This window comes from Streptomyces sp. NPDC088817 (assembly GCF_044750345.1).
GTDB lineage: Bacteria > Actinomycetota > Actinomycetes > Streptomycetales > Streptomycetaceae > Streptomyces.
The window spans coordinates 22,394-46,665 of sequence record NZ_JBIVJN010000022.1; the positions used below are offsets into that span (position 1 = coordinate 22,394).

20 protein-coding genes and 1 pseudogene are annotated in these 24,272 nt (G+C 70.8%); 9 read left to right on the top strand and 12 right to left on the bottom strand.

Annotated features, from left to right (window positions below):
* The first annotated feature begins 265 nt into the window (after window positions 1–265).
* Together ACIP4X_RS31845 and ACIP4X_RS31850 are read left to right on the top strand one after the other, a co-directional pair.
* Window positions 266–1,096, top strand: a complete 831-nt coding sequence (locus ACIP4X_RS31845; RefSeq protein WP_358735038.1) for an enoyl-CoA hydratase family protein — start codon at window positions 266–268, stop codon at window positions 1,094–1,096.
* An 18-nt stretch (window positions 1,097–1,114) separates the two neighbouring features.
* Window positions 1,115–3,433 carry a bifunctional salicylyl-CoA 5-hydroxylase/oxidoreductase gene (locus ACIP4X_RS31850; RefSeq protein WP_401351729.1) on the top strand — a complete coding sequence of 773 codons (2,319 nt, stop codon included), beginning with the start codon at window positions 1,115–1,117 and terminating at the stop codon, window positions 3,431–3,433.
* Between the two features lie 58 nt (window positions 3,434–3,491).
* Here ACIP4X_RS31850 and ACIP4X_RS31855 read toward each other — a convergent pair whose 3' ends face one another.
* Window positions 3,492–4,313, bottom strand: coding sequence for a PaaX family transcriptional regulator C-terminal domain-containing protein (locus ACIP4X_RS31855; protein ID WP_401351637.1), 822 nt, complete (start codon window positions 4,311–4,313; stop codon window positions 3,492–3,494).
* A gap of 25 nt (window positions 4,314–4,338) precedes the next feature.
* Entirely contained in the window at window positions 4,339–5,970 is a 1,632-nt protein-coding gene (locus ACIP4X_RS31860) for an AMP-binding protein (protein WP_401351639.1), read from the bottom strand.
* A 124-nt stretch (window positions 5,971–6,094) separates the two neighbouring features.
* Between ACIP4X_RS31860 and ACIP4X_RS31865 the strand changes: the two genes are divergently transcribed.
* From ACIP4X_RS31865 to ACIP4X_RS31875, 3 genes are all read left to right on the top strand, one after another.
* A complete protein-coding gene (locus tag ACIP4X_RS31865) occupies window positions 6,095–7,234 on the top strand; it encodes an acyl-CoA dehydrogenase family protein (RefSeq protein WP_401351641.1) in 1,140 nt (379 codons plus the stop codon).
* Between the two features lie 81 nt (window positions 7,235–7,315).
* A complete protein-coding gene (locus ACIP4X_RS31870) occupies window positions 7,316–7,720 on the top strand; it encodes a Rid family hydrolase (protein ID WP_358735043.1) in 405 nt (134 codons plus the stop codon).
* A gap of 123 nt (window positions 7,721–7,843) precedes the next feature.
* On the top strand, window positions 7,844–8,269 hold the full coding sequence (locus ACIP4X_RS31875) for a DUF6299 family protein (RefSeq protein WP_401351643.1): 426 nt from the start codon (window positions 7,844–7,846) through the stop codon (window positions 8,267–8,269).
* Window positions 8,270–8,334: 65 nt separating this feature from the next.
* On the opposite strand, the gene ACIP4X_RS31880 is transcribed toward ACIP4X_RS31875, so the two are convergent.
* The 5 genes from ACIP4X_RS31880 to torT all read right to left on the bottom strand — a co-directional run bounded on the left by ACIP4X_RS31880 (window position 8,335) and on the right by torT (window position 14,276).
* Window positions 8,335–8,820 carry a cupin domain-containing protein gene (locus tag ACIP4X_RS31880; protein ID WP_358735045.1) on the bottom strand — a complete coding sequence of 162 codons (486 nt, stop codon included), beginning with the start codon at window positions 8,818–8,820 and terminating at the stop codon, window positions 8,335–8,337.
* Between the two features lie 52 nt (window positions 8,821–8,872).
* On the bottom strand, window positions 8,873–10,318 hold the full coding sequence (locus ACIP4X_RS31885) for an aminobutyraldehyde dehydrogenase (protein ID WP_358735047.1): 1,446 nt from the start codon (window positions 10,316–10,318) through the stop codon (window positions 8,873–8,875).
* 132 nt (window positions 10,319–10,450) lie between these two features.
* A complete protein-coding gene (locus ACIP4X_RS31890) occupies window positions 10,451–11,488 on the bottom strand; it encodes an ABC transporter permease (RefSeq protein WP_401351645.1) in 1,038 nt (345 codons plus the stop codon).
* On the bottom strand, window positions 11,485–13,035 hold the full coding sequence (locus ACIP4X_RS31895; RefSeq protein WP_358735050.1) for a sugar ABC transporter ATP-binding protein: 1,551 nt from the start codon (window positions 13,033–13,035) through the stop codon (window positions 11,485–11,487). The genes ACIP4X_RS31890 and ACIP4X_RS31895 overlap by 4 nt, the downstream gene beginning before the upstream one ends.
* Window positions 13,036–13,049: 14 nt before the next feature.
* On the bottom strand, window positions 13,050–14,276 hold the full coding sequence (gene torT, locus ACIP4X_RS31900; RefSeq protein WP_358735052.1) for a TMAO reductase system periplasmic protein TorT: 1,227 nt from the start codon (window positions 14,274–14,276) through the stop codon (window positions 13,050–13,052).
* Between the two features lie 552 nt (window positions 14,277–14,828).
* On the opposite strand from torT, the gene ACIP4X_RS31905 reads away from it, so the two are divergent.
* Window positions 14,829–15,431: a TetR family transcriptional regulator gene (locus ACIP4X_RS31905; RefSeq protein ID WP_358735054.1), complete on the top strand. Its 603-nt coding sequence runs from the start codon at window positions 14,829–14,831 to the stop codon at window positions 15,429–15,431.
* Window positions 15,432–15,621: 190 nt separating this feature from the next.
* On the opposite strand, the gene ACIP4X_RS31910 is transcribed toward ACIP4X_RS31905, so the two are convergent.
* Entirely contained in the window at window positions 15,622–15,843 is a 222-nt protein-coding gene (locus ACIP4X_RS31910) for a hypothetical protein (RefSeq protein ID WP_358735056.1), read from the bottom strand.
* A gap of 218 nt (window positions 15,844–16,061) precedes the next feature.
* Here ACIP4X_RS31910 and ACIP4X_RS31915 point away from each other — a divergent pair, with 218 nt between their 5' ends.
* Window positions 16,062–17,078, top strand: a complete 1,017-nt coding sequence (locus tag ACIP4X_RS31915) for a DNA-directed RNA polymerase subunit alpha (RefSeq protein ID WP_358735057.1) — start codon at window positions 16,062–16,064, stop codon at window positions 17,076–17,078.
* Window positions 17,079–17,367: 289 nt separating this feature from the next.
* Window positions 17,368–17,562 carry a hypothetical protein gene (locus ACIP4X_RS31920; protein WP_358735058.1) on the top strand — a complete coding sequence of 65 codons (195 nt, stop codon included), beginning with the start codon at window positions 17,368–17,370 and terminating at the stop codon, window positions 17,560–17,562.
* A 153-nt stretch (window positions 17,563–17,715) separates the two neighbouring features.
* Here ACIP4X_RS31920 and ACIP4X_RS31925 read toward each other — a convergent pair whose 3' ends face one another.
* The 4 genes and pseudogenes from ACIP4X_RS31925 to ACIP4X_RS31940 all read right to left on the bottom strand — a co-directional run bounded on the left by ACIP4X_RS31925 (window position 17,716) and on the right by ACIP4X_RS31940 (window position 20,983).
* Window positions 17,716–18,192, bottom strand: a complete 477-nt coding sequence (locus ACIP4X_RS31925; RefSeq protein ID WP_358735060.1) for a hypothetical protein — start codon at window positions 18,190–18,192, stop codon at window positions 17,716–17,718.
* Window positions 18,193–18,433: 241 nt separating this feature from the next.
* Window positions 18,434–18,703, bottom strand: a pseudogene (locus tag ACIP4X_RS31930) (hypothetical protein); the annotation flags it as partial.
* 23 nt (window positions 18,704–18,726) lie between these two features.
* On the bottom strand, window positions 18,727–19,119 hold the full coding sequence (locus tag ACIP4X_RS31935; RefSeq protein ID WP_401351648.1) for a hypothetical protein: 393 nt from the start codon (window positions 19,117–19,119) through the stop codon (window positions 18,727–18,729).
* A gap of 334 nt (window positions 19,120–19,453) precedes the next feature.
* Entirely contained in the window at window positions 19,454–20,983 is a 1,530-nt protein-coding gene (locus ACIP4X_RS31940; RefSeq protein ID WP_358735063.1) for a UDP-N-acetylglucosamine 1-carboxyvinyltransferase, read from the bottom strand.
* 319 nt (window positions 20,984–21,302) lie between these two features.
* Here ACIP4X_RS31940 and acnA point away from each other — a divergent pair, with 319 nt between their 5' ends.
* Window positions 21,303–24,020, top strand: a complete 2,718-nt coding sequence (acnA, locus tag ACIP4X_RS31945) for an aconitate hydratase AcnA (RefSeq protein ID WP_358735065.1) — start codon at window positions 21,303–21,305, stop codon at window positions 24,018–24,020.
* The last annotated feature ends 252 nt before the right edge of the window (window positions 24,021–24,272 follow it).

A 24,272-nucleotide genomic window follows, 5' to 3' on the forward strand; every position in this document is an offset into this window, starting at 1 on the left:
CCAGGTTGTCCCGCTTTCAACGAGGGGAATGGTACGGGGGCCGTCCAGGCGATCTTGTGGCGCCCTCGGCTCCGGGGCCGCCGGTGCACCGTATCGGATGTATCGCGCACTCGTGACGACAGTCATGAACGAGTGATAAGTTCGTGGGGAGAGCCCGGCGCGGCCAAGGCCCCGCACTTCATCGGCATGGCGCGGCCTCGGCACGGCCCGGCCTCGGCGCAGCGCGGCAGAGGTCCGTGGCAGTCCCCGAGGAGGCCCCCACGTCATGAGTCCCTTCACCGGCTCCACCGACCGCACCCCCCACTGGCGCCATCTGCGCGTCGAGCGCGCCGACGGCGTCGCCACGGTCACCCTCGCCCGCCCCGACAAGCTCAACGCGCTCACCTTCGGCGCCTACGCCGACCTGCGCGACCTGCTCGCCGAACTGTCCCGCGAACGGGCCGTGCGCGCCCTGGTGCTGGCCGGTGAGGGTCGCGGCTTCTGCTCCGGCGGCGACGTGGACGAGATCATCGGCGCCACCCTGAGCATGAACACGTCCGAGCTGCTCGACTTCAACCGGATGACCGGACAGGTCGTGCGCGCCGTACGGGAATGCCCGTTCCCGGTGATCGCCGCCGTGCACGGGGTGGCGGCCGGGGCCGGAGCGGTCCTCGCCCTGGCAGCGGACTTCCGGGTCGCCGACCCCACCGCACGGTTCGCCTTCCTCTTCACCCGCGTCGGCCTCTCCGGCGGCGACATGGGCGCCGCCTACCTGCTGCCCCGGGTGGTCGGGCTCGGTCACGCCACCCGGCTGCTGATGCTCGGCGAGCCGGTGCGGGCGGCCGAGGCCGAACGGATCGGCCTGATCAGCCACCTCACCGACGAGGGGGGCAGCGCCGACGAGGCCGCGCGGTCCCTGGCCCGCCGGCTGGCCGACGGACCCGCCCTCGCCCACGCCCAGACCAAGGCCCTGCTCACCGCCGAACTGGACATGCCCCTGTCCGCCGCGGTCGAACTGGACGCCTCCACCCAGGCCCTGCTGATGAACGGCGAGGACTACGCCGAGTTCCACGCGGCCTTCACCGAGAAGCGCCCGCCGAAGTGGCGGGGGAGGTGACCGGGGGTGACCGGTGCCATGAGGGTCGCGGTCATCGGCGGCGGACCCGGCGGCCTGTACGCGGCGGCCCTGCTGAAACGGCTCGACCCGGCCCGTGAGATCACCGTCTGGGAGCGCAACGCGCCCGACGACACCTTCGGGTTCGGCGTCGTCCTCTCCGACGAGACGCTCGGCGGCATCGAACACGCCGACCCGGTGGTGTACGAGGCCCTGCGCCGGGAGTTCGTGCGCTGGGACGACATCGACATCGTCCACCGGGGCATCCGGCACACCTCCGGCGGCCACGGTTTCGCCGCGCTCGGCAGACGGCGCCTGCTGGCGATCCTGCACGAACGCTGCCGCGCGCTCGGAGTCGACCTGCGCTTCCGTACCGAGGCACCGGACGTCGAGCACCTGACACGGACGTACGACCTGGTCGTCGCCGCCGACGGCGTGCACAGCGCCACCCGCGAGGCCCACGCCCACGTCTTCCGGCCCCGGGTGACCGGCCACCGCTGCCGCTACATCTGGCTGGCCGCCGACTTCGCCCTCGACGCCTTCCGCTTCGAGATCGCCGAGACCGAGCACGGCGTGGCACAACTGCACGGCTACCCCTATTCCCGCCCGTCGCCCGACCACCACCCCTCGACGAGGCCCTCCGGGCCGCGGGACGACGGCGCCTCGACGGTCATCGTCGAGATGCGCGAGGAGGTGTGGCGCGCGGCCGGCTTCGACACCATGGACGAGCAGGAGTCCGTCGAACGCTGCGCCAAGATCTTCGCGGACGCGCTCGGCGGGCGGCCGCTGCGCTCCAACAAGTCCGCCTGGACCACCTTCCGCACGGTCGTCACCGAGCGCTGGTCGCACGGCAACCTCGTCCTGCTCGGCGACGCCGCCCACACCGCCCACTTCTCCATCGGCTCCGGCACCAAGCTCGCCGTCGAGGACGCCCTCGCCCTCGCCGCCTGCCTGGACGAACAGCCGTCCCTGCCCGAGGCGCTCACCGCCTACGAGGAGGAGCGCGGACCGGTCGTCGCCTCCACCCAGCGCGCGGCCCGGGCCAGCCTGGAGTGGTTCGAGAACCTGGACCGCTACCTCGGCCGGCCGCCCCGCCAGTTCGCCTTTGACCTGCTCACCCGCAGCCGCCGCGTCACCCACGGCAACCTCCGCCTCCGCGACCCCCGCTTCACCGACGCCGTGGAGCGCGAGTTCGGCTGCCCGCCCGGGACACCGCCGATGTTCACCGCGTTCCGGCTGCGCGGACTGACCCTGCGCAACCGGGTCGTCGTCTCGCCCATGGACATGTACTCCGCCACCGACGGCGTCCCCGGCGACTTCCACCTCGTCCACCTGGGCGCCCGGGCGCTCGGCGGCGCCGCACTCGTGATGACCGAGATGGTCTGCGTCAGCCCCGAGGGCCGGATCACCCCGGGCTGCGCCGGCCTGTGGACCGGACGGCAGGCCGAGGCCTGGCGGCGGATCACCGGCTTCGTGCACCGGCAGGCACCGGGCACCGCGATCGGCGTGCAGCTCGGCCACAGCGGACGCAAGGGCTCGACCCGGCTCATGTGGGAGGGCATGGACGAGCCGCTGCCGCAGGGCAACTGGCCGCTGGTGGCCGCCTCCCCACTGCCGTACCGGCCGGACAGCCAGGTTCCGCGCCAGGCCAGCCGGGCCCAGCTCACCGACATCCGCGAGCAGTTCACCGCCGCCGCCCGGCGAGCCGCCGGGGCCGGCTTCGACCTGCTCGAACTGCACTGCGCCCACGGCTATCTGCTCTCCGGCTTCCTCTCCCCGCTGACCAACCGGCGCACCGACGCCTACGGCGGCTCACTGGACAAGCGGCTGCGCTTCCCGCTGGAGGTCTTCGACGCCGTACGCGGCGTGTGGCCCGAGGAGCGGCCGATGACCGTACGGATCTCCGCCACCGACTGGGCCGAGGGCGGTACGACCGCCGCCGAGGCCGTGGAGATCGCCCGCGCCTTCGCCGCGCACGGCGCCGACGCGATCGACGTCTCGACCGGGCAGGTGGTCGCGGACGAGCGGCCCGAGTTCGGGCGCTCGTACCAGGCGCCGTTCGCCGACCGCATCCGCCACGAGGCGGGCGTCCCGGTGATCTCGGTCGGCGCGATCTCCTCCTGGGACGACGTCAACTCCCTGATCCTGGCCGGTCGTACGGACCTGTGCGCGCTGGCCCGCCCACACCTGTACGACCCGCACTGGACCCTGCACGCGGCCGCCGAACAGGACTACACGGGCCCGGCCGCGCCCTGGCCGGCCCCCTACCGGGCCGGCAGCCGCCGCCCGCGGACGGGCCGCACGGACGCGCCCGAGCCGCGGCTCGGGCGGGGCGGTTGAGCGGTGGCGGCGGCTCGGACCGGTGGCACAGACGTGAACGCCCGTGAGGTGACCGGCGTCAGAGCCCGGCGAACTCGGCGCCGGCGTCCCGCAGCCGCTCGTGCAGCCCCTGGAAGACGGCGGCCGAGCGGGCGCCGGGCCAGTCGGCGGGCAGCAGCCGCGCGGGCAGGCCCGGGTCGGCGTACGGCAGATGGCGCCAGGAGTCCAGGGCGAGGAGGTAGTCGCGGTAGGCCTCCTCCGGCGGGGTGTCCGCACGCTCCTCCCAGGCGCGCAGCACACGCGCGTGCCGGTCGAGGAACGCCTCGTGCTGCTCGGCGATCGCAGCCAGGTCCCACCAGCGTGCGACCGCCTGAGCGGTCGGCGTGAACCCCAGGTGCTCACCGCGGAAGAAGTCCACGTACGGGTCCAGATCCAGGCGCCGCAGCGTGTGCCGGGTCTCCTCGTACAGACGGGCCGGCGCGATCCACACACCCGGCGCCGCCGTACCGAAGCCGAGCCCGGCCAGCCGGGAGCGCAGCACGTGCCGCTTGTTCCGCTCCGACTCCGGCACGGAGAACACGGCCAGCACCCAGTCCTCGTCCCCGGAGTGCGCCGTGGCATAGATGCGGCGGTCGCCGTCGTCGAGCAACTGCCGTGCCTCGTCGGACAGTTCGTACCCGGCCGCGCCCTGCGCCGTACGGGCGGGCAGCAGCAGCCCGCGCCGCTTGAGCCGTGACACCGAGGAGCGCACGGACGGCGCGTCCACCCCCACGGCGGCCAGCAGCCGGATCAGCTCGGCGACGGGCACCGGGCCCGGCGCGAAGCGGCCGTAGGCGCCGTAGAGCGTGACGATGAGGGACCTCGGGGCGTGAAGCGCTTGCTGCTCGGACACGTTGATCATTTTAGGTCGTCGGCATCACTGCTGGTCACCGATGGACGCCGTCGGCGCGCAGCCGGAACCGCTGGAGCTTGCCGGTGGCCGTGCGCGGCAGCGCGTCCAGGAACACGATCTCGCGCGGGCACTTGTACGGGGCCAGCTCCGACTTGAGGTACGCGCGCAGCGCCTCCGCGTCCCGCCGCGCGCCCTGCCGCAGGACGGCGTAGGCCACCACGACCTGCCCTCGGTCCTCGTCGGGCCGCTCGACGACCGCCGTCTCCACCACGTCCGGGTGGCGCAGCAGGGTGTCCTCGACCTCCGGTCCGGCGATGTTGTACCCGGACGAGATGATCATGTCGTCGGCGCGGGCGACATAGCGGAAGTAGCCGTCGGGCTCGCGGACGTAGGTGTCGCCGGTGACGTTCCAGCCGTCCCGCACGTACACGCGTTGCCGGGGGTCGGCGAGATAGCGGCAGCCGACCGGACCCTGGACGGCGAGCAGCCCCGGCACTCCGTCCGGCACCGGCTCGCCGTGCTCGTCCTGCACGCGCGCGTGCCACCCCGGTACGGGAACCCCGGTCGTGCCGGGCCGGATGTCCTCGTCCGCCGCCGAGATGAAGATGTGCAGCAGCTCGGTGGCGCCGATGCCGTTGACGATGCGCACCCCGGTCCGCTCGTGCCAGGCGTGCCAGGTCGCCGCGGGCAGGTTCTCCCCGGCGGACACGCAGCGCCGCAGCGAGGAGACGTCGTACGAGCCGAGTTCGTCGAGCATCGCGCGGTAGGCGGTGGGCGCGGTGAACAGCACGGACACCCGGTGCTCGGCGATCGCGGGCAACAGCTGCCGCGGATGGGCCTGTTCGAGCAGGAGCGCACAGGCGCCGGCCCGCATCGGGAAGACCACGAGCCCGCCGAGCCCGAAGGTGAAACCGAGCGGAGGGCTGCCCGCGAACACGTCGTCCGCGCGCGGTCCGAGCACATGGCGGGAGAAGGTGTCCGCGACGGCCAGCACGTCCCGGTGGAAGTGCGCGCAGCCCTTGGGCCGCCCGGTGGTGCCCGAGGTGAACGCGATGAGCGCGACGTCGTCGGCGGCGGTGTCCACGGCCGGGTACGGCGTGCCGGGCACCGGACGGCGCAGCAGGTCGTCGGGGCCGTCACCGCCGTACGTCGTGACGACGAGCCCCGGTATCCCCGCCCTGGCCAGGTCGTCCACGGCCCGGACGTCGCACAGCGCGTGCCGGACCCGGGCGATCTCGCAGATCGTGCTCAGCTCGTGGGGGCGCTGCTGGGCCAGCACGGTGACGGCGACGGCGCCCGCCTTGAGCACGGCCAGCCAGCAGGCCGCCAGCCAGGGGGTGGTGGGGCCGCGCAGCAGCACCCGGTTGCCGGGGACCACACCGAGGTCGCCGGTCAGTACGTGCGCGATGCGGTCGACGCGGGCGCGCAGCTCGCCGTAGGTCCATGTCTCCCCGGCGGCGGTACGGAACACCGGGCGCCCGGCGTCGGTGCGGTCCAGCAGTTCGGCGGCGCAGTTGAGCCGGTCCGGGTAGCGCAGCTCCGGGAGGTCGAAGCGGAGTTCGGGCCACTGGTCCGGGGGCGGCAGATGGTCGCGCGCGAAGGTGTCCACGTGCGCCGAGACCGTCGGCCGCGCGGTGCCGCCCCTGCCGGAGTCCACAGTGTCCATGGCGGTTCGCCCCCTTGTCGTGGTGGGCACGCACAAGGAGCGTATCGTGTTGGTGACGACAGTCAACGGTACGCGATACGGTGGAGGGTGTCCCGGCCGGCCGGGAGGCAGAGAGGACCGGTGAATGCCCGCATTCTCGCTCGAACCGGAACAGGCGGCCTGGTGCGCCGAGTTGCGCACCCTGGCCGCCGAACGGCTGCGCCCGCTCGCTGAGAAGGGCGAGCCGGGCCACGTCGACCGCGCACTCCTCACCGAACTGGGCCGACTCGGCCTGCTGGAGCGCCTGTTCACCTCCGGCGCCCTCGATCTGTGCCTCATGCGCGAGTCCCTGGCCCATGCCTGCACCGAGGCCGAGACCGCCCTCGCCCTCCAGGGCCTCGGCGCCCACCCCGTCCATGCCCACGGCACCCCCGCCCAGCGCGCCCACTGGCTGCCGCGGGTGACGGACGGCAGCGCGGTCGCCGCCTTCGCGCTGAGCGAGCCGGGCGCGGGCTCGGACGCGGCGGCACTGGCGCTGGCGGCCCGCCCGGACGGCCCCGCCCGCTGGCGGCTCACCGGCGAGAAGTGCTGGATCTCCAACGCCCCCGAGGCCGACTTCTACACCGTCTTCGCCCGTACGACACCGGACGCGGGCTCCCGCGGCGTGACCGCGTTCCTGGTGCCCGCCGACCGCCCGGGCCTCACCGGCACCGCGCTGGAGATGCTCTCGCCGCACCCCATCGGCGCGCTTCACTTCGACGGCGTTGCCGTGACGGCCGAGGACGTGATCGGAGAGACGGACCGCGGCTTCCGGGTGGCCATGGGCACGCTCAACCTGTTCCGCCCCAGCGTCGGCGCCTTCGCCGTGGGCATGGCGCAGGCGGCGCTCGACGCCACCCTCGCCCACACCGCCCGCCGGGACGCCTTCGGCGGCAAGCTGAGGGACCTCCAGACCGTCGCCCACCAGGTCGCCGAGATGGCCCTGCGCACGGAGGCGGCCCGCCTGATGGTCTACGCGGCGGCGACGGCGTACGACGAGAGCGCCCCCGGTGTCCCCGGCCGCGCCGCCATGGCGAAGCTCCTCGCCACCGAGACCGCGCAGTACGTCGTCGACACCGCCGTCCAACTCCACGGCGCCCGCGCCCTGCACCGCGGCCACCTGCTGGAACACCTCTACAGGGAGGTGCGGGCCCCCCGCGTGTACGAGGGGGCGAGCGAGGTGCAGCGGGGAATCATCGCGAAGGAGCTGTACGCGGGGCTGGGTGAGCGTGGGGAGGACGGGTGACGGACTTCGCGACGGCCGACCGTGTGAACCCGCCTGGGGAGTCCGTATGACCGCCGAACCGCGTAGGACGATGGAGGTCATGTGACCGCCGACCGTGTGAACCCGCCCGCGCTGTCCCCGCCCACCGGCTTCTCGCACGCGGTGGTCGCCACCGGCTCACGGCTGGTGTTCCTGGCGGGCCAGACGTCACTGGACGCCGACGGCAGGGTGGTCGGTGAGAGCCTGCCCGAGCAGTTCGAGCGGGCGCTGACCAATCTGCTGACCGCGCTGGCGGCGGCCGGCGGTACCGCGTCGGAGCTGGCCCGGGTGACGGTCTACACCACGGATGTCGCCGCCTACCGCGCCCATGCCGCCGAACTCGGCCGGATATGGCGCCGGTTGGCGGGCCGCGACTATCCCGCGATGGCGGTGGTCGGGATCGTACGGCTGTGGGACGAGCGCGCCCTGGTGGAACTCGACGGCTTCGCGGTACTGGGCGAGGGCTGATCGGGCGGTGTCGGCCAAGTGGTCGACGGACACGCGCCGCCGAGGAGTGAGGGTCGCGGCCGCCGCCGAGGACGCCGGGTACGAGTGGAAGCTCGTGTTCCCAGCCACCCGGGAGGTTCTTCCATGCCCCTGCGTCCCGTACTCGGAGCCCTGGGCGCGGCGACGGCCGCCGTGCTCGCGCTGAGCACACCCGCGACCGCCGCTCCGGGCGACAACCTGACCATCGACCAGACGGCCCGCCTGTCGGCGGACGGCACCGTCACCGTCTACGGCACCTACCGCTGCTTCGACGCGAGCGGCCCGGCCTTCGTCGGCGCCGCCATCAGCCAGGACCCGTCGGCCACCCGCTACGGCATCGGCGGCACACGTGCCGTCTGCGACGGCGCGTACCACCGCTGGCACGACTCCGGCACGGTCACGTCGAGCCGGCTCACCCCCGGCCCGGCCCGCGTCGAGGCCGCCCTCGTCGAACTGCGCCCCCACAACGGTCTTCCCCTGCCCCACATCCACGCCTCACACGAGCGGAACGTGGTACTGGTCGAAGACTGACCCCACACCGGGATGCCCGGCACCCAAGGGCGGCGCCGGGCATCCCGGACATCCCGTCCGGGCCCTCAGCCGCCGACGGCCTCCGTGATGTCCCAGTAGGCGAGGTAGTCCGAGTTCTCGCCTTCGGGGTTGGAACCGTAGACGGCGAACATGCGGGCGTACTCCGGTGCCCAGTACCGACCGGTCTCGCCCTTGGCGACCAGGGCGGCGTCACCGGGGCGCAGGACCACCGTCGTCCCGCCGCTCTCGATGTGCAGCTCGCCTTCGATGACGTAGTTGAGCTCGTCGTGCGGGTGGCGGTCGGACCAGCCCGCCCGGGTCAGGCTCCACTCGGAGACCGAGTACTCGCTGCCGCCGTCGACCGGTGGGATGATCCAGCGGCTGCGCATCCCACCCGTCGCCGCGTTGAGGGGACGCAGTTCGCTCGGCCGCCAGACCGCGATGCCGTTGTTCTCCGTCGCGGTGGCCAGCCGGTCCTCGCGGGCCGCACGGGGTTCGCGCGGTGTGGTACCCGGGCCGCTGTCCGGGCGCGTGCTGTCTTGCCGGCTCATGGGTGTGCCTCCTCGTCCTGTGCCTTGCGTGGGTGAACGGGTCGTCGTCGGCTCAGCCCGCGAGGGAGGCCATCACGTGCTTGACGCGGGTGTAGTCCTCGAACCCGTACTGCGAGAGGTCCTTGCCGTATCCGGAGTGCTTGAAGCCGCCGTGCGGCATCTCGGCGACGAGCGGGATGTGGGTGTTGATCCAGACGCAGCCGAAGTCCAGGTCGCGGCTGAACCGCAGGGCGCGGCCGAGGTCCGAGGTCCACACCGAGGACGCCAGGCCGTACGGCACGCCGTTGGCCAGCGTCAGCGCGGACTCCTCGTCCGGGAACTCCTGCACGGTGATGACCGGTCCGAACACTTCGTGCTGGACCAGTTCGTCGTCCTGCCGCAGTCCGGAGACCACGGTCGGAGCGTAGTGGAAGCCCTCTTCGCCCAGCCGGTGCCCGCCGGTGTGCAGGGTGGCGTGGTCGGGGAGCCGGTCGAGGAAGCCGGCGACCCGCTCGAAGTGGCGGGCGCTGTTGAGCGCCGGCATCAGGGCGTCCTCGCTGTGCACGCCGACCGCGTGCGTCGTGACGATGTTCCTGGCCTGTTCGGTGAGAGCGGCCACGAGGTCGGCGTGGACGGACGGTGCGGCCAGGACCCGGGTGGCGGCCGTGCAGTCCTGACCCGCGTTGAAGAACGCCGCGACGGCGATGGCCTCCGCCGCGGCCGCGATGTCGGCGTCGTCGAACACCACGACCGGTGCCTTGCCACCCAGTTCGAGGTGGACACGCTTGACGTCCCCTGCCGCTGCCGCCGCCACGTGCTGCCCGGCGCCGACCGAGCCGGTGATGGCGACCATCTCGGGCCGCGGGTGGGACACCAGCGCGCGACCCGTGTCACGGTCACCGCACACCACGTTGAGCACACCCGGGGGCAGGAACTCGGCGGCGATCTCGGCAAGCAGCAGCGTGGAGGCCGGTGTCGTGTCGCTGGGCTTGAGGACGACCGTGTTCCCGGCGGCGATCGCGGGCGCGAACTTCCAGACGGCCATCATCATCGGGTAGTTCCAGGGGGCGACCTGGCCGATGACGCCGACCGGTTCCCGGCGGATCCACGAGGTGTGGTCGGCCATGTACTCGCCGGCCGCCTTGCCTTCGAGCTGGCGGGCGGCCCCGGCGAAGAACCGCAGATGGTCGGCCATCGGGGGGATCTCCTCGGCGGCCGTCAACGGGATCGGCTTGCCGGTGTTGCGGGACTCGGCGGCGACCAGGTCGGCGGACCGGGCCTCCACCGCGTCGGCGATCCCCAGCAGCGCCTTCTGCCGTTCGGCGGGCGTGGTGCGGCGCCAGTCGGCGAACGCCGCCGACGCGGCCTCGTACGCCTGGTCGAGGTCGGCGCGGCCCGAGACGGGCGCGGTGGCGAAGACGGCGCCGGTGGTGGGGTCGACCAGATCGCTGGTGACGCCGTCGGCGGTGTCGGTGTACGCGCCGCCCACGAAGTTGCGCAGGTGCTGCTTCTCGCTCAAGGGATTCTCCGTAAGGTGTCGAAACGTTCCGCCGTCGACGGCGGTACGGCCGGGAGTCGCGCCCGTTCCGCCGGTGGCGGCACGGTGCGGTCGGGTGTTCCGCGCCGGGCGCGGTCGGGTGGACTCGCGCGGTCAGGCGAGTCGCATACGTTTTCTGAGCCGGTCCACGAGCAACGCGGTCACCAGCAGGGCGCCGAGCAGGATCTGCTGGACGTAGCTCTGGACCCGGATCAGGTCCATGCCGTTGCTGAGCAGGACGAGGAAGAGGGCGCCCATGAGCACGCCGGACACCCGGCCCTCGCCGCCGTCGAGGGTCACTCCGCCGAGCACGGCCGCGATGATCGACATCAACGGGTACTGCACACCGACGTTCGCCTCGCCCGTGGACATCCGGGCGGTCAGTATGAGCCCGACCAGCGCGGCGAGCAGACTGCCGATGATCATGACGGTGAAGAGGGTGCGGCGCACGTTGACGCCGGACTGGAACGCGGCGCTCTCGTTGCCGCCGACCGCGTACGCCTGGCGGCCGACGCGCGTCCAGTTGAGGAAGACGTAGGCCGCGCCGAGGGCGATCAGCAGGACAACCGTGGGGAACGGCACGCCGAGCACCATCGAGGTGCCGAACTGCCGGGAGAACTCGGGGGGCAGGCCCACCACGGGCGTGCCGCCGGACAGCATCAGGGCCGCGCCGGAGGCCACCGAGGCCATGCCCAGGGTCACCATGAACGCGGAGATCCGGAACACGGCGATGAGCAGGGCGTTGACGAGTCCGACGACGAGCCCGACCGCCATGCCCGCGAGGCAGCCCAGCAGTATCGCCGTCCCCGGGTCGCCGGGAGCGGCCGAGGTCATCACGGTGGCGCTGACGATGGAGGACAGCGCGACGCAGGCGCCGTTCGACAGGTCGTAGTGACGGGTGATCAGGTACAGCATCTGGCCGATGGCGACGATGCCCAGGAAGCTGAGCTGCCGTGCGACGTTGGTGATGTTCGCCGAGGCGATGAACCGGGGTTCGATCACGGCGAAGGTGATGATCAGCGCCAGCAGCAGCACGGGCAGGATGCCCCAGCGGACGAAGAGGCGTCGGAGCAGGGCGCCCGCTCCGGCGGGCGGCGGTACGGCGGGTGCCGTCGGCAGCTCCTGGACGGGCGGTCTCTGGGTCTCGGTCACGATGTCGTTCCGGTCTCTTGAGGGAAGAAGTGGGGCAGCACGATCTCCTCGGTGAGCTGGTCGCCGGAGAGCTCCGCGGCGACCCGGCCCTCGGTGATCACATAGAGGCGGTGGGCGAGGTTGAGCACCTCGGGCAGGTCGGAGGAGATCAGCAGGACACCCGCGCCGGAGTCGACGAGGTCGCGTATCGCGGTGTAGATGTCGGCGCGGGCGCCGACATCCACGCCTGCGGTCGGCTCGTCGAAGACGTGCAGTCTGTAGGGCCGGGTGAAGCCGCGGGCCAGTACGATCTTCTGCTGGTTGCCGCCGGAGAAGGTGAGCGGCAGCGCCTCCGGCCGCATCGGGCGCAGCGTGAGACGGTCGAGGACGGCGGTGGTGTCCCGGCGCTCCGCGCGGCGCCGGAGGAATCCGCGGCCGGTCCAACTGCCCAGCGCCGACAGGGACACGTTCTCGGCGGCGGGCCGGACGCCGATCAGACCGTCGCGCTTGCGGTCCGCCGGGTAGTACATGACGCCTTCGGCGATATGCCGGGCCGGGGTCGCCCGGGGACCCAGGGATGTGCCCCGGATGAGCACTTCGCCCGCGTCCAGGCGGGCCAGGCCGAAGCAGAGCCGTCCGATCGTCCCCTTGCCCGATCCGACCAGGCCGGCGAGTCCGACGATCTCCCCGGCCCGCACGGTCAGGTCGACGCCGCGCACGTCCTCGCCGCTGACGCCGCGCAACTCCAGCGCCGGGGCGCCCGGCCGGTGGCGGATCTCCGGGAAGAGGGCGTCCAGTCTGCGGCCCGTCATCAGGGTGACCAGGCCGTCGTCGTCGATCTCGTCGAGCGGGCAGGTCCGCACATGGGCGCCGTCGCGCAGGACGGTGACCACATCGCCGATGGCGCGGATCTCCTTCATCCGGTGGGTGATGTAGATGACGGCAAGGCCTTCCCGGCGCAGTTCGCGCACCAGCGTGAACAGCCGGTCGGTCTCCTCGTCGGTGAGGGAGGCGGTGGGCTCGTCGAGGATCAGCACCTTCGCCGAGTCCTGGAGGGCACGGGCGATCTCCACGATCTGCTGCTCGGCCCTGCGCAGATCGCCGGTGAGCGCGTCGGGCCGGATGGTGGAGCCGACGCGGCGCAGCGCCTGCTCCGCGACGCGCCGCCGCTCGCGCCGGGAGATCATCCCGGCGCGGCCCGGCTCCCGGCCCAGGGTCAGGTTCTCGGCGACCGTCAGCTGCGGAACCAGAGCGGGGTCCTGGAACACCGCGCTGATGCCCAGCTCCCGCGCCTGCTGAGGGCTCGACGCGCTGGTCGCGACGCCGTCGACGAGCACCGTGCCCTCGTCCGCCCGGTGCACGCCGGCGAGGATCTTGATGAGGGTCGACTTCCCGGCGCCGTTCTCCCCGAACAGGACATGGACCTGTCCCGGCAGGAAGTCCGCACTCACGCCGCGCAGCGCGGTGACGGCCTGGAACCGCTTCGTCAGGTCCCGTACGGAGAGCGTGGGCCGGGGCGGCTCGAACGCCGGGCCGGTCCCCGTGGCCGGCGGTGGTTGCGTGGTCATGGAGGAGCGCCCCTTCAGTTGACGTTGAAGACGGGCCGGAAACCCGCCGACGGAAGGTTCAGCTCCTGGACCAGCTCGCTCAGGTTGTCGGCCTTCGCCCCGGCAGCCGGGCCGCAGATCACCTGGGCGTTGGTACCGATGTAAGGACCGCCGACGAACGGCTTGTTCTCCAGCACCCGCAGTGCCATGTCCATCGCGATGCGGGACAGGATCAGGTCGTTGCCCGCGCTGGCGCAGGTGGCGTCCCCGGACTTCAGCAGTGCGTACACATCGGGCGTGAAGTAGTACGAGGCGGTGCGGACCTTGCGGCTCAGACCCCGTTCCTTCAGGACCCCTTGGGCCGCGTCGGCGGTGGTGGCGCTGCCGAGGACGTAGTCCATCCCGGGATAGGCGCCGAGGGCGTTCTCCACCAGGTTGAGCTGGGTGTCCTTGCCGGTGTCGCCGTACTTGGTGCCGAGCACCCTGATGTCGCTGCCCTTGGCCTGGTCCTTGAAGCAGGACATCAACTGCTCCAGGGAACCGACTCCCGAAGGCCCGGGGAACCAGACGCCGTTGACGGGCTTGCCCTGCGACTTGAGGTACGTGGCGAGGCTGCCGCCGAGTGTGCAGTAGTCGAACAGGGCCCGGCCGTGGACCTTCTTGGAGGTGACGCCGTTGACCGTGTCGATCACGACGACGCCCTGGTCGGCGATCTCCTCGATCTTCGGGTTCAGCGCCTCGTTGCTCACCGCGCCGATCAGCACCGCGTCGGCGCCCTTCGCCACGCAGTTGGAGAGCTGGTCGAGCTGCTTGCCGACCTCGGTGTAGCCGCCCGCCTCGTACACCTGGAGGTGGACGCCGGTGCGCTTGGCCTCGGCGACCAGAGCCTCGTTCTGCCCCAGCCAGTAGGGGTCCTTGACGTGCGGGAGCAGGGCGCACACCGTCCAGTCGCCCTTGATCTCGTTCTTGGGCAACGGGGTGTAGACGCCCGGTGTGCGGTGGCCGTCGCAGCCGGGTGAGTCGCAGTCGATCACCTGGACGGGAACGGCCCAGTCGTTCTTGGTCACAGCCGCCCGCAGCGTGTCCGGGGTGTTCTTGGCGGGGTCGGCGAACAGGCCGCCCACCTGGGTCGGGGCGGGCCTGGGCGAGGGCTGGTCCCTGCCGGCCGCCCCCGAGCCTTCCTGGGAGCAGGCGGCAAGTCCCAGTGAGCAGGCCACGGCGGCGGCCAGCAGCGCGCGCCGGCGGGGAGGGTTGAATGCCATGTGCTGTGCACCTCGTGGATCAGCGGGCCTTGGCCCGGGGGGTGGACGCGCAGTCGCGCGGCGGGGTGATGCGGGTAGGCAGCCGCACGCGGAGTCGCGAAGTCGCGGCGTCGAGGAGAAGGGGAGTCGGGGAGGTGATGGCGCAACGTGTCGTAGGGGCCCGTCCTCACGGCCTCGGGCGGTGGCCCTGGGAAGCCGAGACACGGTCGGATACGGCGTCCAACAGGCGGCCGATTGGGCTGTGTTGACCCGCTGACCAGGGAAGGAAACCGTCCGGAGAACGTCGTTTGGGGCGTCTTGTGTCGGGGAGTCAAACATGGTCAACTGTCTTGGTCAATAGTCTTAGTCAAACGTCCATGTCACGGAGTGTTACCTGCTGGTACGGCCGACCGGTGCGGCGCCGAAGGCCGGAACGCGAGAGGGTCACACGGGAGAATCGGGCCGCAGGGGCGGTCCGGAAGCGGACGGCCCGGCGACGGACACCTCCGTCGCCGGGCCGGTACGGTCCGCGCAGCGGGCGGACAAGAGGAACATGAGAAGGAACGAGGCAACGTGCGGGTTCCCACCACCGAGCGGCGGCTGCAACTCATCGAGGCGGCCGTCGAGCTGATGCGGCGCAACGGCGTCGACCAGGTGACGCTGCGCGCCATCGCGCAAGAGGCGGGTGCGCCGCTCGCCACGCTCCACTACTGCTTCCGCGACAAGGACGAGCTGATGCGCGCGGCAGCCGATCACTGGCTCGAACGCTTCGTCCACGACCCGGTTCCCGACGAGGTTCCGCTGGAGGACGGTCTACGGGCGGTCATGGACCGGATCTCGGCGGCGTTCTGGGCGCAGATCGAGACCACTCCGGCCGACCTGCGAGCCCAGATCGAACTGGTCACCTGGGCGGTACGGGACGGAACGCACCCGGCGCTGGCCGAGTCGATGTACTCACGCTACGAGGTGACACTCGGCGACGTGTTCGCCCGGACGCTGGACGCTGCGGGCGAGCGCTCCGACGTCGATCCGCGGGTACTGGCGCGCGCCTACATCGCCGCGGTGGACGGCGCGGTCCTCCAGTACATCTCGGAGCCCGCCTCCGCCCGCCCGCGCGAGGTGTTCGACCTCGTGGTGGAGGCGCTGCTGCTGCGGGCGGGCATCCTCGAACGGTGACGGACCGGGCGGTGCGGACGGCCGGCCCACCGTGCCCGGCGACGGCCGGGAAGGCCGATTGCCGGGCACGGTCGGCGGCTACCGCAGAAAGGCGCGCCGGGGCGCCGGCACCGCCTGTGCGCGGGGCGGGCCGGCAGCTGGTGGCGGCACGCGGTGCCGACGGCGATGCCCGTGACCGGGCACAGCGGTCCTACAGCTTGGTCATCTTGGCGTACGGGCTCAGGATCCGCATTTGCGCCGAGCCGAAATCCACGAGCGCCGCGATTCCGTCCTCGATGCCGATCACCCGGCCGAGGCCGTACACGTCGTGCGTGACCTGGTCGCCCACGGCGAAGTGCTTGGGAACCGGCACGACGGGGGCCTTGAAGGGGCTGGTGGGCAAATGACGCTTCGGTGCAGCAGGCTTTGTCATCGCCACCAGTATGCACATACGAACCAGGCTTGTGGCCGACACCCGGGGGTAGGACCAGCTGATCATCGCCCTCCACTCCGGCGAGGGCCGAGCCCGTCGACCGGTCGGCAGACGGGCGGGGTCGGGCGGTTCGGCCCCGCGAGCGGGCGAACCGCCCGTATCCTTCGTGATGTCTACGGCGTCACATGGCGGGCGCCACACACTGGAGGCAATACCCCGTGCTGATCGCTCAGCGTCCCTCGTTGACCGAAGAGGTCGTCGACGAGTTCCGCTCCCGGTTCGTGATCGAGCCGCTGGAGCCGGGCTTCGGCTACACCCTCGGCAACTCCCTTCGCCGTACCCTCCTGTCGTCGATTCCCGGTGCGGCTGTCACCAGCATCCGGATCGACGGCGTCCTGCACGAGTTCACCACCGTGCCGGGTGTCAAGGAGGACGTCACCGACCTCATCCTCAACATCAAGCAGCTGGTCGTCTCCTCGGAACAGGACGAGCCGGTCGTGATGTACCTGCGCAAGCAGGGTCCGGGTCTGGTCACCGCCGCCGACATCGCGCCCCCGGCCGGTGTCGAGGTGCACAACCCCGACCTCGTCCTCGCCACGCTCAACGGCAAGGGCAAGCTGGAGATGGAGCTGACCGTCGAGCGCGGTCGCGGCTACGTCTCCGCCGTGCAGAACAAGCAGGTGGGCCAGGAGATCGGCCGTATCCCGGTCGACTCGATCTACTCGCCGGTGCTCAAGGTCACGTACAAGGTCGAGGCCACGCGTGTCGAGCAGCGCACCGACTTCGACAAGCTGATCGTCGACATCGAGACCAAGCAGGCCATGCGTCCGCGTGACGCCATGGCGTCGGCGGGCAAGACGCTGGTGGAGCTGTTCGGTCTGGCCCGCGAGCTGAACATCGACGCCGAGGGCATCGACATGGGTCCGTCCCCGACGGACGCCGCGCTCGCCGCCGACCTGGCGCTGCCGATCGAGGAGCTGGAGCTCACGGTCCGCTCCTACAACTGCCTCAAGCGTGAGGGCGTCCACTCCGTGGGTGAACTCCTGGCGCGTTCCGAGGCGGACCTGCTGGACATCCGCAACTTCGGTGCGAAGTCCATCGACGAGGTCAAGGCGAAGCTGGCCGGCCTGGGCCTGGCCCTGAAGGACAGCCCGCCCGGCTTCGACCCGACCGCCGCCGCCTTCGACGCGGACGACAACGCGGGCACGGGTTTCGTGGAGCCCGACCAGTACTGAACACCACGCCACGGGGGAGCCGGCCCTGCGCACCGTCCACGCACGGCCGGCTCCCCGAGGCCCCCACAGAGACGCGGAGTCCAGCTTCGCACCGACGGCCCCGGGGTCGTCCTACGGCGCGGCCTGCTCGGTGCCTACGGTGCACCCATGAGCGTCCCGGATGTCATCCCGATCAGACATGATCCCGACCACCGCACGAGCACCATCGGGCGGTGGCAGGGCGGTCAGTTCTTCGCCTCGGTCACCGCGGCCTTCCCCGAGGACTGGAGTGGCGACGACTGGCTGCTGAGTGGCTGGCCGTCCTCCCGGAGCGCAGTACCGGGGCATCGCGATCGCACCCTTTTCCGTCCAGTTCGAGGGAGCCCTGTTCGGTCTGGTCCTGGAGGAGGACGAGGAAGACGACGCCGCCGACGGCGTGTGGGCCGAGTTCTATCCCGACGGGCTGGGCTTCCACGCCCCCTGGGACGGCTGCTACGACACCTGAGCCCGAGCGGCGAGAGCTCGCGTGCAGCTCGGTACCGCCACGTGTGGCCCCGGGCGACCCGACCCCGGAGGAGGCCCGAGCGGGGGTGTCGCGTGCGCCCCTCGATGCGAACTACGGGCGGAGCGGAGACTGAGGCATGCCCGGCTGCTGGGGTTATTCGCTGTCGGCTTCGGAGCTCGCCGTCCATGGGGGCCTCGGCGTCCATGGTGTGACGTGGAGGTCCGCGGCAGCCGAGTCCATGAACCGTTCCTCGGTAATGGAGTCGGCGAGGGCGATGGTGCTGGTTTCCTGGTCGCTGAGCATCGCCTCGCGTGCGGTGGCGACGCTCTCCGCCCAGCTTTTTGCCGCATTGGCGAATTTTTGCGTTTCGGCCGGGGCACGGTCGGCGTACTTCTTGAGGTTCGTGGACTCGATCTGCGCGACGAGGCGGACGTTCTCCGCCCGGGCGCGCACGTCACCTTTCTTCTCCTTGACTGCTTTGGTCTCTTCGCCCATCGCCTCACGGAGGTGTTCAACCGAGGTGCGGATATCCGTGGTCGACTTCTTGACCCCGGCATCGGCGCTGGTTCCGCAGCCGGCCAGCCCAGCGAGCAGGACGGCCGTGATGACGGCGATGGTGCGGGTGTGCACGGTTCCCCCATGTGTGGCTGCGGCAGTCGAGCAGGCTATCTGCCGCGGTTGCTGTCAGCTACTGGTGCCCGCTTCTTGGCGTCGGAACACGTGTCGGGTTCCGACGCCACGGCAGCCATTCCCAGTGGGTTCGTGAGCCCACTTCGCTGCTGTCTGCCGCTTGTGCCGCCGCCGACGAGTTGTACGGCTGAGGATGACGCCAAGCCCGCGACCGACTTTGCGGTCTTGCTCTGACCGCAGATCAGTCGATGTCCTGATTATGGGCCTCTTCGAGGAGGCGGGCCGCGAGGTCGTCGGCCCATTCCACAGCCCAGGCGCGGAGAGCGGTGATGGTGGCGTCTTCGAGCCCGTAGGCGGCGAAGGCTTCGTCGTCAGTCCACTCGGCGCCTGTGAGATTCGACTGCAGATCCTCGCGCTCGAAGCGGCCGCGGGCGTGGCGGCGGCCGAACTCCTCGAGTTCGGCATTGGTCCAGCGGCGGGAGCCGAGGGCGATCACATCTGCCAGGAGTCGCGTGTGCAGCTCCGGCATGTCTGTCACGCGGCGGCCTGGGTGCGGGAGGCGAGCTGGGGGAAGGCGTCTTCCCACACGGTGCGCACGGTGCGGCCGACGAGTGTGCGCAGCACCGGCCACAGTTGGAGGAGCAGGTCCTGGTCGAGGTAGCGGGGCAGGTCGTCACGCAGGCCCTCGTGCAGGACGGTGCGGTACAGGCCCATGCGCTGGCGAGGCTTGCCCATGTCGTACGACGTCATCCCGGACCAGGCCATGTGCAGCGGTAGCTCCACGATCCCCTGGGTCGGGCCGTGCAACTCGTCCAGTGACTCCGGCAGACGCCGCCGGAACTTCTCCCGGTACAGCGCGAGGTCCTCGGTATCCGCGGGCAAGAAGCCCCTTGATACGGATGCAGAGTGCTGTGGGCTGGAGGACATGAGTCCATTATGACGGCCGGAATGTGGTGAGGGCCATGATGTGCGAGCCGGTGTCTGGAGTGAGCAGTGCGGGCCTGTGCAGGGTGAGCATGGTCGTGGCAGCGTGTTCTGCCCCGAGCAGAGGCGTGCTGTCGATCATGACGCTCTGGGCGCCCGCACTCTGGGCAGTGAGCCAGGAAAAGCCCTGACCTGGCTCTTTTCCCAGGCTCGCTTCCGCTTACAGATGGCGCCTTCGGTCCCGGCCCAAAGTCCCGGAGAAGTCCCACAGGCGCCGCCGCACCCCTTCCAGACCCGCATGCGTCCAGGTCACATGAGGTGCGGCGGCAGCCGTCGGTCAGATGTCCCGGAACGTCTCGATCTGCGCCCCGATCGAGTTCAGCCGCTCCGCGAGGTCCTCGTAGCCGCGGTTGATGACGTAGACGTTGCGCAGGACCGACGTGCCCTCCGCGGCCATCATGGCCAGGAGGACGACCACGGCGGGGCGCAGGGCCGGTGGGCACATCATCTCGGCCGCGCGCCAGCGGGTGGGGCCTTCGACCAGGACCCGGTGGGGGTCGAGGAGTTGCAGGCGGCCGCCCAGGCGGTTCAGGTCCGTCAGGTAGATCGCGCGGTTGTCGTAGACCCAGTCGTGGATCAGCGACTTGCCCTGCGCGGCGGCCGCGATCGCCGCGAAGAACGGGACGTTGTCGATGTTCAGGCCCGGGAACGGCATCGGGTGGATCTTGTCGATCGGCGCCTCCAGCTTGGAGGGCCGTACGGTGAGGTCCACCAGCCGGGTGCGGCCGTTGTCGGCGAAGTACTCGGGCGTGCGGTCGTGGTCGAGGCCCATCTCCTCCAGGACCGCCAGCTCGATCTCCAGGAACTCGATCGGCACCCGTCGCACCGTCAGCTCCGACTCGGTGACCACGGCCGCCGCCACCAGGCTCATCGCCTCCACCGGGTCCTCGGAGGGCGAGTAGTCGACGTCGACGTCGATCTCCGGCACACCGTGCACGGTCAGTGTCGTCGTGCCGATGCCCTCGACCCTGACGCCGAGCACCTCCAGGAAGAAGCACAGGTCCTGGACCATGTAGTTGGAGGAGGCGTTGCGGATGACCGTCACGCCGTTGTGGCGGGCCGCCGCCAGCAGCGCGTTCTCGGTCACGGTGTCGCCGCGCTCGGTCAGCACGATCGGGCGGTCCGGGCGGACGGCGTGGTCCACCACGGCGTGGTACTGGCCCTCGGTCGCCGTGATGTCCAGTCCGAACCGGCGCAGCGCGATCATGTGCGGCTCGATCGTCCGCGTACCGAGGTCGCAGCCGCCCGCGTACGGCAGCTTGAAGTGGTCCATCCGGTGCAGCAGCGGCCCGAGGAACATGATGATGGACCGCGTACGGCGGGCGGCCTCGGCGTCGATGGCGTCCAGATCGAGGTCGGCCGTCGGCACGATCTCCAGGTCGACGCCGTCGTTGATCCAGCGGGTGCGCACGCCGATGGAGTTCAGCACCTCCAGCAGGCGGTACACCTCCTCGATCCGGGCGACCCGGCGCAGCACCGTGCGCCCCTTGTTGAGCAGCGAGGCGCACAGCAGCGCCACGCACGCGTTCTTGCTCGTCTTCACGTCGATCGCGCCGGAGAGGCGGCGGCCGCCCACCACCCGCAGGTGCATCGGGCCTGCGTAGCCCAGCGAGACGATCTCGCTGTCCAGGGCCTCACCGATGCGGGCGATCATCTCAAGGCTGATGTTCTGGTTGCCCCGCTCGACGCGATTGACGGCGCTCTGGCTGGTGCCGAGTGCCTCAGCCAGCTGTGCCTGCGTCCAGCCCCGGTGCTGTCGGGCGTCACGGATGAGCTTGCCGATGCGTACGAGGTAGTCGTCTGCCATGGGGTTGAGGTTATCTCAGATATGAGATGGCGCTTCCTGGGGGGTCCATTCGGGTGATGCGTCGTCAGCGGCGCCGGGATCGATGGCCCTGGCGTGCGTCCGCAGGCTGCGCGGGAGAGGGTGGGGCGTCCGCCCGGTCCGCGCATGACCATCCGCCCCCCATGTACTAGAGTTATCTCGACATCGAGATATCTGCCGGGGTGCACCACAGCCGCCACTCGGTAAGGGTGACCTAACTTAGCCGTACCTTACTGGATCGGCCGAGTCGCCGTGGCGGCAGGATCGTGGTGGTAGGCGCACATCAATGAAGGAGACTGTCGTGTCGGCGAACAGCTTCGACGCCCGCAGCACGCTGCAGGTGGGCGACGAGTCGTACGAGATCTTCCGGCTTGACAAGGTCGAGGGCGCGGCCCGACTGCCTTACAGCCTGAAGGTGCTGCTGGAGAACCTGCTCCGCACCGAGGACGGCGCGAACATCACCGCCGACCACATCCGTGCCCTCGGCGGCTGGGACTCCCAGGCCAAGCCGTCGCAGGAGATCCAGTTCACGCCGGCCCGCGTGATCATGCAGGACTTCACCGGCGTGCCCTGTGTCGTGGACCTCGCCACCATGCGCGAGGCCGTCAAGGAGCTCGGCGGCGACCCGGCGAAGATCAATCCGCTGGCCCCGGCCGAGCTGGTCATCGACCACTCCGTCATCGCCGACAAGTTCGGCACCAACGACGCCTTCAAGCAGAACGTCGAGCTGGAGTACGGCCGCAACAAGGAGCGCTACCAGTTCCTGCGCTGGGGCCAGACCGCCTTCGACGAGTTCAAGGTCGTCCCGCCCGGCACCGGCATCGTCCACCAGGTGAACATCGAGCACCTGGCCCGCGTGGTGATGGTGCGCGACGGCAAGGCGTACCCGGACACGCTCGTCGGCACCGACTCGCACACCACCATGGTCAACGGCCTCGGCGTCCTCGGCTGGGGCGTCGGCGGCATCGAGGCCGAGGCCGCCATGCTCGGCCAGCCGGTCTCCATGCTCATCCCGCGGGTCGTCGGCTTCAAGCTCACCGGCGAGCTGCCCACCGGCACCACCGCCACCGACCTGGTGCTGACCATCACCGAGATGCTGCGCAAGCACGGCGTGGTGGGCAAGTTCGTCGAGTTCTACGGCGAGGGCGTGGCCGCGACGAGCCTGGCCAACCGCGCCACCATCGGCAACATGTCGCCGGAGTTCGGCTCCACCGCCGCGATCTTCCCGATCGACGACGAGACCATCAAGTACATGCGCCTGACCGGCCGCCCCGAGCAGCAGCTCGCGCTCGTCGAGGCGTACGCCAAGGAGCAGGGCCTCTGGCTGGACCCGAACGCCGAGCCGGACTACTCCGAGAAGCTCGAGCTGGACCTGTCCACCGTCGTGCCGTCCATCGCCGGCCCCAAGCGCCCGCAGGACCGCATCGTCCTGGCCAACGCCGCCGAGCAGTTCAAGCTGGACGTCCGCAACTACGTCGACACCGTCGACGAGGCGGGCGTGGAGTCCTTCCCGGCCTCCGACGCCCCGGCCGTCCACCCCAACGGTGCCCCGAGCAACCCGGTCCAGGTCACCGCCCCCGACGGCAGCACCTACGAGCTGGACCACGGCGCGGTCACCGTCGCGGCCATCACCTCCTGCACCAACACCTCCAACCCGTACGTCATGGTCGCCGCCGCGCTGGTGGCCAAGAAGGCGGTGGAGAAGGGCCTGACCCGCAAGCCGTGGGTCAAGACCACCCTCGCCCCGGGTTCGAAGGTCGTGACGGACTACTTCGACAAGGCCGGCCTGACCCCGTACCTGGACAAGCTGGGCTTCAACCTCGTCGGCTACGGCTGCACCACCTGCATCGGCAACTCCGGCCCGCTGCCGGAGGAGGTCTCCAAGGCCGTCAACGAGCACGACCTCGCGGTCACCTCGGTGCTGTCCGGCAACCGCAACTTCGAGGGCCGGATCAACCCCGACGTCAAGATGAACTACCTGGCGTCCCCGCCGCTGGTCGTCGCCTACGCCATCGCCGGCTCCATGAAGGTGGACATCACCGAGGACGCGCTCGGTGTCGACCAGGACGGCAAGCCGGTCCACCTGAAGGACATCTGGCCGTCGGAGGCCGAGGTCAACGACGTCGTGGCCAACGCCATCGGCGAGGACATGTTCTCCAAGTCCTACTCCGACGTGTTCGCCGGCGACGCCCAGTGGCAGTCGCTGCCGATCCCGACCGGCAACACCTTCGAGTGGGACGCCGAGTCCACCTACGTCCGCAAGCCCCCGTACTTCGAGGGCATGGGCATGGACCCGGCCCCGGTCGAGGACATCGCCGGCGCCCGGGTGCTCGCCAAGCTGGGCGACTCGGTCACCACCGACCACATCTCCCCGGCCGGTGCCATCAAGGCCGACACCCCGGCGGGCCAGTACCTCACCGAGCACGGCGTCGAGCGCCGCGACTTCAACTCCTACGGTTCCCGCCGCGGCAACCACGAGGTGATGATCCGCGGTACGTTCGCCAACATCCGCCTGCGCAACCAGATCGCGCCGGGGACGGAGGGCGGTTACACCCGCGACTTCACCCAGGACGGCGCGCCGGTCTCCTTCATCTACGACGCCTCGCGCAACTACATCGAGCAGGGCATCCCGCTGGTCGTCCTGGCCGGCAAGGAGTACGGCTCCGGCTCGTCCCGCGACTGGGCCGCGAAGGGCACCGCGCTGCTCGGCGTCAAGGCCGTCATCGCCGAGTCCTACGAGCGCATCCACCGCTCGAACCTCATCGGCATGGGCGTCCTGCCGCTGCAGTTCCCGGAGGGCCGGACGGCCGACTCCCTCGGCCTGACCGGCGAGGAGTCCTTCACCATCACCGGCGTCACCGAGCTCAACGACGGCCGCACGCCGAGCACCATGAAGGTCACCACCGACACCGGTGTCGAGTTCGACGCGGTCGTCCGCATCGACACCCCCGGTGAGGCCGACTACTACCGCAACGGCGGCATCATGCAGTACGTGCTGCGCAGCCTGATCCGCAAGTAACGGATCCCGCAGGGCAGTTGGGCCGCATCCCCGGCAACGGAGGTGCGGCCCTCCCTCTTTCTCCCCAGGCGTTTACAGCCGCCGCCGTCCACGCTAGCTTTCACTGGCAAGCGAGGTGGGAGCGCTCCCATGGCGGCGGACCGGAACCCGTCGTCCCTGGGGGTCTCCCATCTCGCCCCCGGTGCGGTCGGCTTGTGCGACACCATGGTGCGACAACGTTGTCAGTTATTGGTCTGTGCATGACTTTACTGG